13 protein-coding genes are annotated in these 15,873 nt (G+C 60.9%); all 13 read left to right on the forward strand.

The genetic code is table 11. The annotated features are described in order from the left end of the window. The first annotated feature begins 440 nt into the window (after positions 1–440). The 13 genes from ABID44_RS15525 to ABID44_RS15585 all read left to right on the forward strand — a co-directional run bounded on the left by ABID44_RS15525 (position 441) and on the right by ABID44_RS15585 (position 15,865). Positions 441–1,448, forward strand: a complete 1,008-nt coding sequence (locus ABID44_RS15525; RefSeq protein ID WP_354152624.1) for a Bug family tripartite tricarboxylate transporter substrate binding protein — start codon at positions 441–443, stop codon at positions 1,446–1,448. A gap of 437 nt (positions 1,449–1,885) precedes the next feature. Further along, on the forward strand, positions 1,886–2,935 hold the full coding sequence (locus tag ABID44_RS15530; protein WP_354152625.1) for a Bug family tripartite tricarboxylate transporter substrate binding protein: 1,050 nt from the start codon (positions 1,886–1,888) through the stop codon (positions 2,933–2,935). A 101-nt stretch (positions 2,936–3,036) separates the two neighbouring features. Continuing rightward, a complete protein-coding gene (locus ABID44_RS15535) occupies positions 3,037–4,530 on the forward strand; it encodes a tripartite tricarboxylate transporter permease (RefSeq protein WP_354152626.1) in 1,494 nt (497 codons plus the stop codon). Continuing rightward, a complete protein-coding gene (locus tag ABID44_RS15540) occupies positions 4,527–5,120 on the forward strand; it encodes a tripartite tricarboxylate transporter TctB family protein (RefSeq protein ID WP_354152627.1) in 594 nt (197 codons plus the stop codon). The genes ABID44_RS15535 and ABID44_RS15540 overlap by 4 nt, the downstream gene beginning before the upstream one ends. Positions 5,121–5,228: 108 nt before the next feature. Beyond that, entirely contained in the window at positions 5,229–6,053 is an 825-nt protein-coding gene (locus ABID44_RS15545; protein WP_354152628.1) for an NAD(P)-dependent oxidoreductase, read from the forward strand. Further along, the gene (locus tag ABID44_RS15550) at positions 6,050–7,792 is read left to right on the forward strand and encodes a thiamine pyrophosphate-binding protein (protein ID WP_354152629.1); all 1,743 of its coding nucleotides are present in this window, start codon (positions 6,050–6,052) and stop codon (positions 7,790–7,792) included. Before ABID44_RS15545 ends, ABID44_RS15550 begins: the two co-directional genes overlap by 4 nt. A 335-nt stretch (positions 7,793–8,127) precedes the next feature. After that, positions 8,128–8,652 carry a thiamine pyrophosphate-binding protein gene (locus ABID44_RS15555; protein WP_354152700.1) on the forward strand — a complete coding sequence of 175 codons (525 nt, stop codon included), beginning with the start codon at positions 8,128–8,130 and terminating at the stop codon, positions 8,650–8,652. 14 nt (positions 8,653–8,666) lie between these two features. Next, positions 8,667–9,278 (forward strand): thiamine pyrophosphate-dependent enzyme, encoded by a 612-nt coding sequence (locus tag ABID44_RS15560; protein ID WP_354152630.1) that lies wholly within the window; start codon positions 8,667–8,669, stop codon positions 9,276–9,278. 12 nt (positions 9,279–9,290) lie between these two features. Then, positions 9,291–10,703, forward strand: a complete 1,413-nt coding sequence (locus tag ABID44_RS15565) for an aldehyde dehydrogenase family protein (RefSeq protein WP_354152631.1) — start codon at positions 9,291–9,293, stop codon at positions 10,701–10,703. A 44-nt stretch (positions 10,704–10,747) separates the two neighbouring features. Continuing rightward, positions 10,748–12,862 carry a hydantoinase/oxoprolinase family protein gene (locus ABID44_RS15570; protein ID WP_354152632.1) on the forward strand — a complete coding sequence of 705 codons (2,115 nt, stop codon included), beginning with the start codon at positions 10,748–10,750 and terminating at the stop codon, positions 12,860–12,862. 1 nt (position 12,863) lies between these two features. Further along, complete coding sequence (locus ABID44_RS15575) at positions 12,864–14,444, forward strand: hydantoinase B/oxoprolinase family protein (protein WP_354152633.1); 1,581 nt, start codon at positions 12,864–12,866, stop codon at positions 14,442–14,444. Positions 14,445–14,466: 22 nt separating this feature from the next. Continuing rightward, positions 14,467–14,820, forward strand: a complete 354-nt coding sequence (locus tag ABID44_RS15580; protein WP_354152634.1) for a RidA family protein — start codon at positions 14,467–14,469, stop codon at positions 14,818–14,820. 82 nt (positions 14,821–14,902) lie between these two features. Next, positions 14,903–15,865, forward strand: coding sequence for a LysR family transcriptional regulator (locus ABID44_RS15585; protein WP_354152635.1), 963 nt, complete (start codon positions 14,903–14,905; stop codon positions 15,863–15,865). The last annotated feature ends 8 nt before the right edge of the window (positions 15,866–15,873 follow it).

Consider the following 15,873-nt stretch of genomic DNA (forward strand, 5'->3'; position numbering starts at 1 on the left):
CCATCTTCCAGGTCGCCGACTACGGCATCGTCGGCGACCTCTTCACCATCCTGCCAGAACTCCAAAAGGCGCTTTGACCGGGACACGAAGAGCGTCAAACCCCTGTCGGAGGGCTCCCGCAATCAGATCAATTATCGTCCTAAACGAATAAGCTAGAATAATTATTCATTTTTCTTGCTGTGACCTTCGGCCGATGATGCCATCGGGTACACGTAGATGTGCAAGTTGGAGCCGTCACCGGGCACGCCCTCAAAGGGCTGTTCCAACTCCAGGCGGAGGATTGCGGTTCCTTTCAAGGATAAATGTCTGAGGGGCATTTCAGGAAGGAAGCAATCGGCTGCAATTCAGTAGAACCGGTCTCAAGGCAATCGGTCTGATCAATGGGAGAGCAGGGAATGGATAAGTCGAAGGTCTTCAGGAAATGGCCGGCTCCGCGTCGCATGTGGCGACTGGGCGCGGTGGTGCTTGCGACGATCGCAGCTACAGAGGTGGCGGCTCAGGACAATGCCTGTGACTTTTTCAAGGGCAAGACCGTCGAATTGTCGGTGCCGTTCGAGGCGGGCGGCGGGTTCGACATTTACGCTCGAATGGTCGCGAAATTCATGGCAGGCGAGCTCGGTGCGGCCCACATGATCGTGCGAAACGAACCGGGCGCCGGGGGGCTTCTCGGCACCAACCAGACCTGGAAGGCTGAGCCGGATGGCCTGCGCATCCAACTCGCCTTCACCGGGGGCATGATCACGGCCGAACTGGGTGGCGCCGCGGGCGTCGGATTCAAGAGCAACGAGTTCTCGTGGATCGGCCGCATCACGGGAGAGCCGGATGTAATCGTCAAGGCGCCGGAGAGCACGCTCGAGGATGCTGATGGCCTGAAGAAGCTTTCCACGGAACGCAAGATACGTATAGGTTCCACCGGTGTCGGGGCGGGCAACTACATCGAGGCACGGTTGATTGCCGAGATCTTCGACCTCGATGCCGACATCATCACCGGTTTCAGCGGTGCGCCGGAAGTCTATACCTCGCTGGCGCGCAACGAACTCGACCTCTTTACGGCTTCGCTTAGCGGCGTTCAGGTTGCGAAAAAGGCCGCCACCGCAGACTACCTGTTCGTTTTCAGCGACAAGGGCGTTGCCGAATTGCCGGACATCAAACCATTATCGGAGGTGGTGGATACGCAATATCTGCCGCTGGTCAAAGCGCATTCTGACGTCATCGCCGGCGGGAGGGCGCTCGCTGCTCCTCCGGGAATGGCGCAGGACCGGCTGCAGTGCCTGCGCGATGCGTTTGACCGGACCATGTCGAGCGAGGGCCTGCAGGCGGAATCCAGGCAGTTGAACCGTCCGGTGGAGCCCCTGAGCGGCGATGAGATTGCTGCGCTGGTTGCGGGCGTCACCAAAAACCCGTTGCCAGAATATATGGAGCTTTTGAAATCGTCCTTCGGCAATTGACGGTCGGATCCATGCTCGCAGCGGCGGCTGATGCGTGAGGGTGGCTGCAAGGCTGCTCCGGTGTATGACGCCGCCGTAATCCTGACCATCTTCACCGCCGGATGCCGGCCTTAGAAAGGTGGCGCGTGTAGATCTGTTTGGCCGGGCAAATATTGGTAATAATGAATAATCCAGAAGAATTATTCATTTGCCTTGCTGGTATGACGAGCGATGATGTTGGCAAGCACACAGCGATGTGCGGCGAAAGATTCAGTAACGATAAACCGTGAGAAAGGCTGTTTCGGCTTCAAAATCGGTGTCGCGTGAGGGACGCGATATGGATCTTTGCAGATAAAGTTCCTCGAAAGCGCCCGGGCATCATTTCGACCCCGGCGTAAATGGGTGCGAGTGCGGCTCAATCGTCCGCGTCGCAATCCAAAAAACAATGGGAGATGGAAATGAAAAAACCAGACATCCTCAAAAAGGCGGGGACTTGGCGCTTGCTTGCCATGCCCTTGGCGGCAGTTATCACCGCCGCGGCAGGCGAAGCGATGGCGCAAGACAATGCCTGCGACTTCTTCAAGGGCAAGACCGTTGAGTTGGTCGTGCCTTTCGAGCCAGGCGGCGGTTTCGATATCTATGGCCGCATGGTGGCGAAATTCATGAGCGACGAACTCGGCGTTTCTCACATGATCGTGCGCAATCAGCCCGGCGCTGGCGGTCTGCTTGCAACCAACCAGACCTGGAAGTCCAAGCCGGACGGCCTGCGTATCCAGCTTATGTCGACCAGCGGCATGATCACCGCCGAGGTCGGCGGCGCCGAGGGCGTCGGGTTCAAGAGCGGCGAGTTTTCGTGGATCGGCCGCGTAACGGGCGAGCCCGATATTATCGCCACATCGCCGGAGGGCGGGGTCGAGGGTGTGGACGCGCTCGCCAGGATTTCGGCCGAGCGCAAGGTGCGTATCGGATCCTCGGGCGTGGGCGACATCGACTATGTCGAGGCGGAACTTCTCAAGATCATCTTCGATCTGAATTCCGACATCATCACCGGGTTCAGCGGGGCGCCCGAGGTCTACACGTCGCTGGCGCGGGGCGAACTCGATCTTTTCACGTCATCGCTCAGCGGCGCGGTGGTCGCCGTCAAGGCCGAGTCGGGCAAACCTTTGTGGGTTTTCGACACGGAAGGAACCGACGTCATGCCTGACGTCAAGCCGCTGTCGGAAGTGATCGATCCGCAATTCCTCCCGCTGGTCGAGGCGCATTCCAACGTGATCGCCGCCGGGCGGGCGCTGGCTGCCCCTCCGGGAGTGGATGAGGCGCGCCTGACATGCCTGCGCGACGCCTTCGACAGGACGATGGCGGGCGAGGGGCTCATGGAGGAATCCAGGAAGCTCAACCGGCCGGTCCAGCCGCTGACCGGCGCCGAAATAGACGAGATGATCAGCAGCGTCACGGAAGGCGCGCCGCAGGTCTATGTCGACCTGCTGAAACAGACCTACGGTCAATAACGGCGTATCGGATACCGGTTCGACCTTGCCGGCTTGTGGGCGAAAGACCGTCCGCAAGCCGCGCCTTCAAGGCAAATCCCTGATCAGGACAGGAAGATTCAATGCTCGAAGCCGCACTTTCCGGCCTTTTGCAAGTTCTCAGCCCCATGGCCCTCGGCCTGATGCTGATAGGAATCGTGATCGGCTTCATCGTGGGCATCCTGCCGGGGCTTGGCGGTTCCGTCACCATGGCGCTCATGCTGCCGTTCACTTTCGGTATGGAACCGATCCAGGCGTTCGCCTTCCTTCTGGGAATGAAGGTGGTGACCTCGACGACCGGGGATATAACGTCGGTCCTGTTTGGCATACCCGGCGAGGCTACGTCGGCTGCGGTCGTACTCGATGGCAACCCAATGGCAAGGAAAGGGCAAGCTGGCCGCGCGCTGGGCGCGGTACTGATGAGTTCTCTCGTGGGTGCGGTCATCGGTGCCGCAGTGCTTGCCGCCTCCATTCCCATCATACGCCCTATCGTCCTGGCGTTCGGTCCGCCTGAATTCTTCATGCTCACGGTGGTTGGACTGACCTTCATCGCGTCGCTCTCGGACGGACAGGTGATCAAGGGCCTGATCATGGCCACTTTCGGTGTTTTGATTGCGCTGGTCGGCATCGATCCGCAAGCTGGCGTCCCGCGCTATGCGTTCGGCCAGCTCGATCTTTGGGACGGGCTGGGCATCGTGCCGATTGTGATCGGCCTTTTCGGCGGTCCCGAACTCCTCCAGCTTATGCTGAGCAAGGAAAGCATTTCAGGCAAAAGCTCCGCCAGCAAAATCTCGGGTGTCGGTCAGGGCGTCATGGACACGTTCCGCCACTGGGGCTGCGTGGCCAAGGCCGGCATCATCGGTTCCGGTATCGGCGTTATTCCGGGCGTAGGCGGCTCCGTTGCCCAGTTCATCGCTTATGGATACGCCAAGCAATCTTCGAAAACACCGGAGGAATTCGGCAAGGGCAGCATCGAAGGGCTTCTTGCTGCAGCCGGCAACAACAATGCGAAGGACGCAGCGTCGCTGGTGCCCATGATCGCTTTCGGCCTGCCCGGAAGCGTCAGCACGGCGATCCTGCTCAACGCCTTCCTGATCACCGGCATCAATCCCGGCCCGGAGATGCTGACGACCCATCTGGACGTGACGTTCTCCATGGTCTGGATCGCCATCATCGCCAATGTGATCGTGGTGCTGGCCGCCTTGCCGCTGCTCAGGCCATTGTCGCGCCTGACCTTCACGGAAGGGCCGGCCCTGGTGCCGTTCCTGCTGGTGCTGGTGGTGCTGGGCGCCTATGCTGAAAACAACCGCCTGCTCGACGTCTGGGTCATGCTGGGCGCGGCCATTATCGGCGTGGCGTGCCTCAGGTGGAACTGGCCGCGCGTACCGATGCTGCTCGGCCTGGTCCTGGGTGATCTTTGCGAACGCTATCTGTTCCTGTCGACCTCGCTCTACGGCTGGTCGTGGGTGCAGCGGCCACTGGTTCTTCTGTTCGCCGTGGCTGTGGTGGCGATTTTCTTCAAGTCCGCGTGGAGCTTCGTGAAGAAGCGTCGCCAGCCTCTGGAGGTGCGGGTATGAGCGAGGTTCGGATATCGGTGCGCAGCCGGCATGAAGCGGGCGACTGGATGATCACCCTCATCCTGCTGGGGGTGATGGTCGGAGCTTATGTTCTGGCGCGGAGCTGGCCGGGCAATGCCGCCTTTTTCCCCCAGTTGGTCAGCGCCGCCGGCGCCGTGCTGTCGGTCATCAAGGTGGGCTCGATGATCTGGTCGGATTTTATGGCGCCGCCGAAAACGGTGCTGGTTTCCGAAGCCGCCCCTGCGCCCGACCAGGTTGAAGACGATGAAAAGCAGATCGCAATCGCCGGTACCGATGATGACGACCAGGGAGACGAAGACGAGTTGCACAGCGTCTTCACCACCTCCGGCGGGAAGCTCTGGGCAAGCGCTATCGCCTGGATGACGCTCTTCTTCGTCGGTCTCTATACATTCGGCCTGCTGGTCATCCTTCCGGTTTTCACCATCCTCTACCTGCGCTTCGTCGCCAGGTTTTCCTGGCTGATGTGCCTGCTCTACGTATTGGGGACAGCTGGGGTGATCTATGCGCTGTTCGTACTGGTGCTGCACCTGCCGCTGCCGGAAGGCGTGTTTCCGCTGCCGGGCGGCTGATCGCCCGCTGTGGCGGGTTTCGCAATAGCGGCCTGCCGACAACCGATCGTTCGAGAAGCGCCGGCTTTTGCGGCGCGGCAACGTGATTAGCATGCAAGGAGATAGAACATGACTGCCAGGCCAAGGGTAGGTTTCGTCGGCGTGGGAAGAATGGGGCGTCCGATGTGTCGTCACATTATAGGTGCAGGCTTTGATCTCACCGTCTACGATCCGGCGGCGGCGGCCATTGAGGCCGTCCAGAAGATTGGGGGCAAGTCCGCCGCTACGCCCCGGGAGCTTGCTGCGGTATCCGACATCATTTTCGTCATGCCAGGCTTCTTCAATGAGGTCGAGGCGGCCGTATCAGGTCCGGACGGCCTGCTGGACGGCGCGGCCCCGGGCAGCATCATCGTGGTCGCCAGCACCATCACTCCGGCGCAGGCCAAGGAATTGGCGGCGCGCTGCGCCGAGAAGGGGGTGGATTTTGTTGATGCTCCCGTCTGTCAGGGGGAGCGCGGCGCTGAGGAAGCCTATCTGGTGTGGCTTGTCGGCGGCGATGAGAAGACGGTCGAGAAGGTGCGGCCGGTGATGGAGCCTTGCGGCCGGGAGGTGTTCCACCTCGGCGATATCGGCGCGGGCATGGTCGGCAAGGCGATGAACAACATGCTGCTGTGGGCCGCCCTCATCGCCGACCACGAAGCGCTGTCGATCGCCGAAAGCCATGGCGTGAGCAAGGAGCGGCTGATCCCCGCGCTGTTGCGTTCCAGCGGCACCAACTGGCCGCTTGAGCACTGGAAGGACATGCACCGCATTCCCTGGGCGCACAAGGACATGCAAATCGTGCTTGAGATGGGCGATCAGGCGCGCCTGACCCTGCCCCTCGCGGGGCTCCTGCGTGAGCAGGTCAAGCCCGTCATGCGCGCGGCCGGCATTTCCGAAGAGCTTATCCGATGAGCGGGAAGAAATATGGTTCGGACCTGATGGTGGATGTCATCAGGTCTTTCGATATCCCCTATATCAGCCTGAATCCGGGAGCCTCCTATCGCGGGCTGCACGACTCCCTGGTCAACTGGCAGGGTGGCGGTCCGCAGCTGATCTGCTGTCAGCACGAGAAGGTTGCGGTCGGCGTGGCTCACGGCTACGCCAAGGTGACCGGCAGGCCGATGGCGGTGGCCCTTCACGATCTCGTGGGCCTGCTTCAGGCGACCATGGGCATCTATTACGCTTTTCACGATCGGGTGCCGATGCTTTTGCTCGGCGGGTCAGGACCGGCCGATACGTCGCGCCGGCGTCCTGCCATCGACTGGTTCCACAGCGCCAATGTGCAGGGCAACGCCGTGCGCGACTATGTGAAGTGGGACGACGAACCGCGTTCGGTCGCCGCCACGCCGGAATCGCTTATCCGCGCCTGGAACATAGCCCGGGTTGGGCCGGCCGGGCCTGTCTATGTTTCGCTCGACGCGGACCTTCAGGAGCAGGAACTGACCGAGGATATCGCTGTTCCGGATCCGGCGAGCTTCGCGTTGCCGACACCGCCGGGGGCGGACCCGGCTGCTCTGGCGAGGCTGGCGGAAGCGCTGATGGAAGCCGAGCGGCCGCTGATCGTCGCCGGCTATGCCGGTCGCGATCCAGACGCTTTCACGCTGATCCCCGAACTGGCGCAGATCGTCGGCGCCGGCGTGATCGATACCGGTGCGCGGCTGAACATGCCGAACCGCCACCCACTCAACGTGACCGGCACGAATGTGGCGTCCGAGGCGGATCTGGTGCTGTTCCTCGATTGCAAGGAAACGGAGATTTCCATCAGCTCGGTCGATTCGGCGACGCGCGTGGTAACCTCGCATCTGTCGAAGGACGCGCGCTGCATGTCGCTGGGCTACAGCCTTGCGGGCATCCGTGGCTGGTCGCACGACTACGGCCGCATGATGCCGATGGAGCTGGATATTGCGGCCGACACCGTTTCGGCGTTGCCGCAGCTCGTTGAAATCTGCCGGACGCTGATGCAGGAATCCGATGCGGTGAGCGAGCAGCGCCGCCAGACGCGGCGCGAAGCGCTTGCTGCCAGGCATGAGCAGCAATGGAACAGCTGGCAGAAGCAGGCCGCCGAAGTCGCCGATGACCAGCCCTTGTCGACGTCGCGGCTTGCGTCGGAGGTCTGGGAAGTCATACGCAACTATGACTGGGTGCTTACCGCCGGCACCTCCCGGGGCTGGGCGCGCAAGCTCTGGGACTTCGACAAGCACTACCGTCATCCCGGCGACAGCCTGGGCACCGCGACCCAGATCGGAATATCGCTCGGTGTCGCGCTCGCCCACAAGGGCACCGGGCGGCTGGTCGTCGATCTGCAACCCGACGGCGATCTCATGTTCGATTTGGGCACGCTGTGGGTGGCGGCCTACTACAAGATCCCGATGCTCGTCATCATGGTGAACAACCGGGCCTACTACAACGACTGGGCACATCAGGAGCACATCGCCATCGAGCGCGGGCGGCCGGTCGAGAATGCCTATATAGGCATGGAGATCAGCGGACCGGCGCCCGATTTCGCCAGTATCGCCCGGGCGCAGGGCTGGTGGGCGGAAGGGCCGATCGACAAGCCCGAAGATGTTCGCGCGGCCATCGCGCGCGCCGCCGAAGTGGTGGCCACGACAGGAAAACCCGCGCTGGTCGATATCGTCACGCAACTGACGTGAGGCCACCCTGCCGGCAAGCCACTGCCCGCAGGTTTCAGTTTGCTTGCAGAAGGGGCCGTTCGCCCTGTCCTGCATGCGTTGTAGCGTTTCAGGAAGGCCCGTCCGGCGGCGTCGCCATGCCGGATGGGCCGCTTTGTCTTTGGCGTGGCGCATACACGCCCAGAAGATGTCCACTTATTGCTTCTGATTGTGAATAGACAAAAATTAATTGTTTGTAGTCCGAAATCGATGACCTTAGACTCCTGTTCATATCGCGACGGTCAACTGATTTCTAAAGGCAATCTGCTTTCGGTGCCCGGATATATACATTGAAATTCGGTGATTGGATCGAAATCATGAGTAATGTTGAATATAAAGAGGCATGGTCAGAAATTGTTGTCCGCGTATTGAAGGCGAATGACGTCAGCCTGGTCGCCTATGTCCCGGACAATGTCCTTTCGCCACTGATCAGGCTTCTCCACGCCGATCCATATTTTACCATCGTGGTCCCGTCTCGTGAGGAAGAGGTTATCGGCATTATCGCTGGTGCCTATATGGGCGGCCAGCGCGGCATAGCCTTGATGCAGACCAGCGGCTTCGCCACCATCGCCAATGCGTTGGCCTCACTCGCCTGTCCGTTTCAGATTCCGGTCGTGATGATGATTTCCGAGCGCGGCACGCTGGGTGAATTCCAGCAGGGGCAGGCGATGGTCTGCCGCACGATGCGCCCCGTTTTGCAAAGCCTCGGCATCGAGCATTTCGCGATTCAGGAAACCGCACATGTGGAATTCGTCATCGACAAGATGATCAAGCAAGCATTCAGCACCCAGGCTCCGGCTGCCGTCATCCTGTCGCCCCTGCTGACCAAGCGTCCCCACTGAGCGGAGAGGACACCATGTCGAAGACTGAAGACAAATCGGGTCGTAATGGGGTGAAGGTGATGAACCGGAGCGCTCTCACGCGCCGCCTCGTAGCCAGGCTGAATGCCGAAGAGGCGGTGGTGGCCGGCATCGGCAACACGAATTTCGACCTTTGGGCCAGCGGCCAGCGGCCCCAGAATTTCTACATGCTCGGGACGATGGGACTAGCGACCTCCATTGCGCTCGGCGTTTCGCTGGCCCAGCCGAACCGCAAGATCTTTGCGCTCGACGGCGACGGGTCGATCCTGATGCAGCTTGGTTCGCTTGGAACAGTTGCCTCGACCGCGCCGAAGAACCTCGCCATCATCATCTGGGACAACGGGCTCTATCAGATCACGGGTTCTCAGAAGACGCTGACGTCCAGCAGTGTCGACCTTGTCGCTATGGCGAAGGGGGCCGGCATCGCACAGGGTGAATGGGCGCGGGACGAAGAGCATTTCGATGCGCTGGTGGACAAGGCGCTCGATGGCGATGGGCCCTGGTTCATCGGCGTCCGGATTGATGGCGAGAAGGCCGCGGGCACTACCGAGCGGGATCCCGTCAAAATACGCCTGAACTTCATGCAAGGCCTTGGCGTCGGGATCTGACGGAGCGAAACGATGTCCAAGCTTCTGATAGATGGAACATGGGTCGACGGCGAGATTGTCGAGCGGCTGACAGACAAGTACAGCGGGGCGGTCTACGGTGAAATGGCAGTTGCCTCGAAGGCTCAGGTCGACGCTGCTGTCGCGGGCGCTGTTGCCGGCCAGCGCGAATCGGACCTGACACCTTATGACCGCTACCGGATCCTGTTGAGGACGGCGCGCCTGGTCGATGAGCGCATGGATCACCTCGTCGCAGTGATGCGAGATGAGGCCGGTTTCACCCCTGCCGACGGCGAGAACGAAGTCCGGCGCTGCGTCCAGACGCTGGAACTGTCCGCCGAAGAAGCCAAGCGGCTCAACGGCGAACTGGTGCCGATGCTTGCTGCAGCGGGCGTCAGGGATCGTCTGGGCTTCACCGTTCACGTGCCGCGCGGCGTCATCTGTGCGATCACGCCGTTCAACTCACCGTTGAACACGCTGGCGCACAAGGTTGGCCCGGCTTTGGCCGGAGGAAATTCGATCGTCATAAAGCCTTCCAACCACACGCCACTTTCGGCGGTGGAGCTGTGCAAAGCGCTGATCGACGCCGGCCTGCCGCCGAAACTGCTGGCTCTGGTTCATGGGCGCGGGCGGGAGGTGGGCCCCCAGTTGCTTGCCGACCAGCGTATCGCGTTCTACGCCTTCACCGGCAGCACGCAGGTGGGGCGCGAGATTCAGCAGGCTGCGGGACTGCGTGGCGTCCAGCTCGAACTGGGTAGCATCGCCTCCACGATCGTTTGCCATGACGCCGACATCGACAAGGCGATCCCGAAGATCATCAATGCCGGTTTTCGCAAGGCCGGGCAGGTCTGCACGTCGGTGCAACGCCTGCTGGTCGACCGGAAGATTCTGGACATTTTCATACCGAGGATGGTTGCGGCGATCGGGGTCCTCAAGGCCGGCGATCCGGCTTCAGCGGACACCATGGTCGGTCCCATGATCACGCTACAGCACGCGGAGCGGGCGGAAAGCTGGGTTAGGGAAGCTGTTGCCGCGGGTGCGCGTATCCTGGCCGGTGGCCGGCGCCACGGCGCGGTCTTTGAGCCGACCCTTCTCGACAAGGTGCTACCGGACATGCGGGTCGTTTGCGAGGAAATCTTTGCTCCCGTCATCGCCCTCATTCCATTCGATACGATCGAGGAGGCGGTCGAGGAGGCGAATTCAAGTTCGTTCGGACTTGCAGCAGGTCTTTTCACCTCCAACCTGCACACCGCTCTTCGCGTCGCGCCGCTGCTCCGGTTCGGCGGCGTGCACATCAATGAGGCGTCCAGCGCCAGGGTCGACGTGATGCCATTTGGCGGTGTCAAGGACAGCGGCTTCGGCCGCGAGGGGCCAGCCTACGCCGTGCGTGAAATGACCGAGGAGCGGCTGATCACGGTCGCCTACTAGCCACCCGCGCAAGCGCAGTTTTTCTCTTTCAGATCATGGACGTCATGGAAAGAAAGTCTAATACCGACAATAGTTTGCGTGTCGCGGTCGATATCGGCGGCACATTCACGGATGGCGTTGCGACGCTGTACCCCTCCGGCGACATTTGGGTGGCGAAGTCGCCAACCACGCCAGCCGATCCCGGCGAGGCCGTTTCAACCGTCATTCGCGACCTGCTGCGCCAGGTGGAAGAGTCGGTTCCGCAGGAGACGCCGGTCCTGGCAGAAGTCGTGCATGGCACGACGCTCGTCACCAACACCCTGATTGAACGTAAGGGAGCCAGGACCGCGCTGGTAAGCACAAAGGGCATGCGCGATGTGCTCGATATCGGCCGCGAGTGGCGCTACGACATCTACGATCTCGATATCGAGTTGCCGAAACCGCTGATCGACGCTGACAAGCGCGTGGAGATCGACGAACGCCTTAACGCGCGCGGCGACATCATGGTGGAACTGGACGACGAGAAGCTCGACGCCATGGTTGAGGGAATCCGCAAGCTCGATGTGGAATCCGTCGCCGTGTCATTGCTTCATTCCTACGTCAACACGGACCACGAGAAAGGAATCGAGGCTAGGCTCAAGAAGGCTCTGCCGAACCTCGCAGTGTCGCTGTCTTCCGACCTGGTGCGGGAAATCAAGGAGTTCGAGCGCACTTCGACGGTTGCCGCCAACGCCTATGTCAAGCCGATCGTAGCCGCCTATTTGCAGCAACTTGAGTCCCGTATCGAACAGATCCGGGGGGGCATTCCCTTGCGGGTGATGGTTTCTAGCGGAGGCTTCTCGTCCGCGACCTCCGGCGCAGAGTCGCCCATCCTGTTACTTGAATCCGGCCCCGCGGCGGGCGTTCTGTCGGCGTTGAACACGGCACGCCAGCACGGGCTTAATCAGGTGCTCGCATTCGACATGGGCGGCACGACGGCCAAGGCCTGCGTCGCCGTTGATGGCGAAGCGCCTATTGCCCATAGCTTCGAATGCGCCCGCGTCGAACGCTTCAAGCGAGGCTCCGGCCTCCCGATCCTGATCCCGAGCATCGAACTGATCGAGATCGGTGCGGGCGGCGGCTCCATCGCCCATCGCAACAGGCTGGGTTTGCTCAACATCGGGCCCGAGTCCTCCGGCTCCGTGCCGGGGCCGGCTTGCTACGACCGGGGTGGCACGAGCGCCACCGTCACCGATGCGGACCTGCTCCTCGGCTATCTCAATCCCGACAATTTCCTGGGAGGCGAGATGAAACTCAACCTCAAGGCTGCGCAGGACGCCGTCACACAGCTGGCAGCCAGCCTCGGTGTCGAGCCGATCGATGCAGCGTTTGGCATCTGCAACATGGTCAATGAGAACATGGCAAGTGCCGCGCGTATCCACATCGCAGAGAACGGCCATGACCCGCGTGACTTCTCGATGGTCGCGACCGGCGGCGCGGGACCTGTCCATGCAGTCGAGGTGGCGCGCAAGCTGCGCATACCGCAGGTGCTCATCCCGATTGCCGCAGGCGCGGGTTCGTGCCTCGGAATGCTGGCGGCGCCTGCGCGCATCGACAAGGCGTGGTCGAATCCGCAACTGCTGGCGGATGTCGACTGGAGCGAGGTGGCGGAAAATCTGGCTGTGCTGCGCGCACAGGGCGAAGTGGAACTCGCAACTGCCGGAGCCAGTGATGTCGAATGGGCGATCGGGGCCGAAATGCGCTACTATGGACAAGGCGCGGAACTGGCCGTGTCAATTCCCTATGAGAAGATCGGCAAGGGGGCCGACAAGGCGCTGCTCGAGGCTTTCGAAGCCCAGTATGAGAAGCTCTACGGAAGGCTGGTGCCCAACGCCGCCCCGCAGGTCATCACATGGCGGCTCGTCGGGCGCGCGCCGACGGAAGGCCATCACTTCGAATGGGGCGACAGCCGCGTGAAGGCTGAGGGAGCGCCGTCGCGGATGCGAAGGATCTATCTGCCGCTGAAGAAGGATTACGCCGAGGTCAAGGTCTACGACCGCTATTCGGTGCAGCCCGGGCAGGTCCTGCAGGGGCCACTCATCCTGGAAGAGCGGGAATCGACAATCGTCGTTGCTGTTGGTGCGGACGTCACCGTCAAGCCCGATCTCACCGTTTCGGTGATGATCAAGGAGTTCGAATGATATGGATAAGATTGAACAAAGCGCCTTGGCCTCCCACGACAAGAAGACCTCGAATTTCGATCCTATTGAGCTGGAAATCCTCTGGAAGCGCCTCATCAGCGTTGTCGACGAGGCTTCAGCGGCTTTTGTACGAACCTGTTTCTCCACGCTGGTGCGTGACGGCAACGACTTCGCTATCGTGCTGACCGACGTTCAGGGTCGTTCGCTGGCTCAGTCGACCATGAGTCTTCCCGGTTTCATCGGCTGCCTGCCAGCTACCGTGCGCCATTTCATCGAACGCTATCCTGTCGAGACGATGAAGCCGGGCGACGTCTTCATCACTAATGATCCCTGGAAGGGATCCGGCCATGTTCATGACGTCACAACGGCGACGCCGATCTTCCATAGGGGCAAGATAGTCGCCTTTGCGGCCGTGGTTTCGCATCTGCCGGATATCGGCGGAAAGCTGCGTAGCAACTCCAGCCGGGAAATCTACGAGGAAGGCCTGCAAATCCCGATCATGAAGCTTCTCGATGACGGGAAGCCCAACGAAATCCTCATCAAGATGATCCAGCAGAACATTCGTGTCCCGGAGCAGGGACTGGGCGATATCTGGGCGCAGGTTTCGGGTTGCCGCACCATGGGAGAGCGCCTCCACGGCTTGCTGGACATAATCGATATCGACGCTCTGGGCGCGGAGGTCCGCCGCCGGTCCGAGGCCGCCATGCGCAAGGCCATCTGCCAGATTCCCGATGGCGTATATCGCTCGACCGTCCAGCACGATGGCTTCGAAGAACCGATCACCATCAATTGCGAACTGACGGTAAAGGGCGATGAGATAGCCGTTAACTATGCCGGCACGAGCCCGCAATTGCCGCACGCGCTGAATGTGGTGCCAATCTATACCTTTGCCTATACGGTTTACGGATTGAAGGCGCTGCTATGTCCCGACATACCCAACAATGAAGGCAGCTTCCTGCCGATCTCGACTGCCGCCCCGCTAGGTTCGCTTCTGAACCCCACCTTTCCGGCGGCCTCCGGCGGACGTAGCCAGATCGGGCATCTTCTGCCGGCGGCGGTATTCAAGGCGCTTGCCGACGTTTTGCCGGACAAGGTCTGGGCGTCGGGCTCGCCGAATTCGTCGCTTACCATGTCCGGCGAATATCGCTCAAAGCGTTTCGCGGTGGTGAACTTTCTCAACGCCGGCCAAGGTGCGACCGCGCATCGGAACGGATTTTCGGCGCTCAGCTTCCCCGCAAATCTCGGTAACACGCCGGTGGAGATGATGGAAACGCTCGCCCCCATTCGCGTGCTTCGTCGCGAGATACGGCGCGGCAGCGGCGGTGCGGGCAAGCACCAGGGCGGTTGCGGCATCAGTTTCGAGTTCGATGTGTTGCCGGATGCGTCAGAGTTAATGGCCTCCTTCCTGATGACGCAGCTCAAGTCTCCCACCGCCGGGCTTGCCGGTGGCGGGGTTGGCAAGCCCGGCCAGCTCGTTCTCAATGGAGAGCGCATCGACCCCACTATGCCAAAGGTTCTGAAAGCGCGTGACCATGTGTTGATGGAGACGGCCGGCGGTGGCGGCTATGGCCAATCATCCTGATAGGATTAAAGGAATGCACGTTATGAGTGACGATATCGGCCGTATAGATCAGAACCACAGGCGCAGCCGCGCGGTCGTCCACAACGGATTGGTCTTTACGGCCGGCCAGATTCCGGATGATCTTTCCCAGGATATAATGGGGCAAGCCGGGCAGGTTCTGGCCAAGATCGACAGCCTCCTGAGGGAGGCAGGCACGGACAAGAGCCGGGTTCTCAGCGCGCAGGTGTGGTTGCGGACCATCGATGACCTCGCCGGCATGAATGTTGTATGGGACGCTTGGGTAGTCCAGGGCCGGACGCCGGCACGAATCTGCGGCAGGGTCGAGATGAACAATCCGGCTTGCCGTATTGAGGTGCAGGTGATTGCGGCGGTCTGATCGTGCAGCTGGGGTTCTTTATTTGGTGCCAATCTGCTTTATGGTTGGCGCGATAGTTGCAGGAATGTGAACAGAGAGGGATATGGGAGCTCGAATTTCACTACGCCATCTGCGGTGTTTTTCGGCCGTGGCGGAAACCGGCTCGTTCACGATGGCCGCGCATCGCCTGTTCCTTACCCAGTCGTCCCTGACAGCAACGATCAAGCAACTGGAGGAATCGGCGGGCCTGAGGCTTTTCGATCGTACCACGCGTCGCGTCGAGCTGACCAAGGACGCGATCTGGTTCAAGACCGTTGCCGACGGGGTGCTGCGCGATTTTGACAACGCTATCGCCGATCTTCAGGCCATATCGAAAAGTCAGCGCGGCCATATCAGGATCGCCGCGGCGCCGTCGATGATGACACATGTTCTGGCGCCGACTCTCGTCGCCTTCCGGCGTTCCTATCCCGATATAGCGATATCGGTCTATGACGAGGGATCTGACAAGATCGAGCGCTCCGTTCTTGAGGGTGAAAAGGATTTTGGCCTGTCTTCCCGGCTGAATGGGTTTCCGGATCTGGACTACATGCCCGTTATCGCCGACACGTTCGGTGTGATCTTTCCGAAGGATCACCCCTTGATGAAGCGGCGGGGAAAGCTGACCTGGAAGGATTTGCGCGATTACGAATATATCGGACTGACCAAGGACACCGGCATCGGCGCGCTTCTTGAAACTTACCCCAATCTCGGGTTGGTCAGTCGCGGCGAAGACTATGACCATGCGTCGAGCACAACCTCGCTCTACGCCTTGCTCAAGCTTGGAGGCAAGATTTCGGTTTTGCCGGCCCTGGCTGCGCATACCGGACCTCTCGTCGAGTTCGAGTTCCGGGAATTGCACGAGCCGCGAATTGAGCGGGAGATCTGCCTGATCACCCGGCATCTGCGCTCGTTGTCTCCGAGCACCCACCGAATCCTCGAGATTCTGATGTCGACGATCAGGTCGGTCGACCAGATGGTGGGAGCTCGAATTCTGCAGGCGGATGCGAAGCCTCAGGCCAAGTCGTAACGATCGTT

It is taken from the genome of Aquamicrobium ahrensii (assembly GCF_040545755.1).
GTDB lineage: Bacteria > Pseudomonadota > Alphaproteobacteria > Rhizobiales > Rhizobiaceae > Mesorhizobium > Mesorhizobium ahrensii.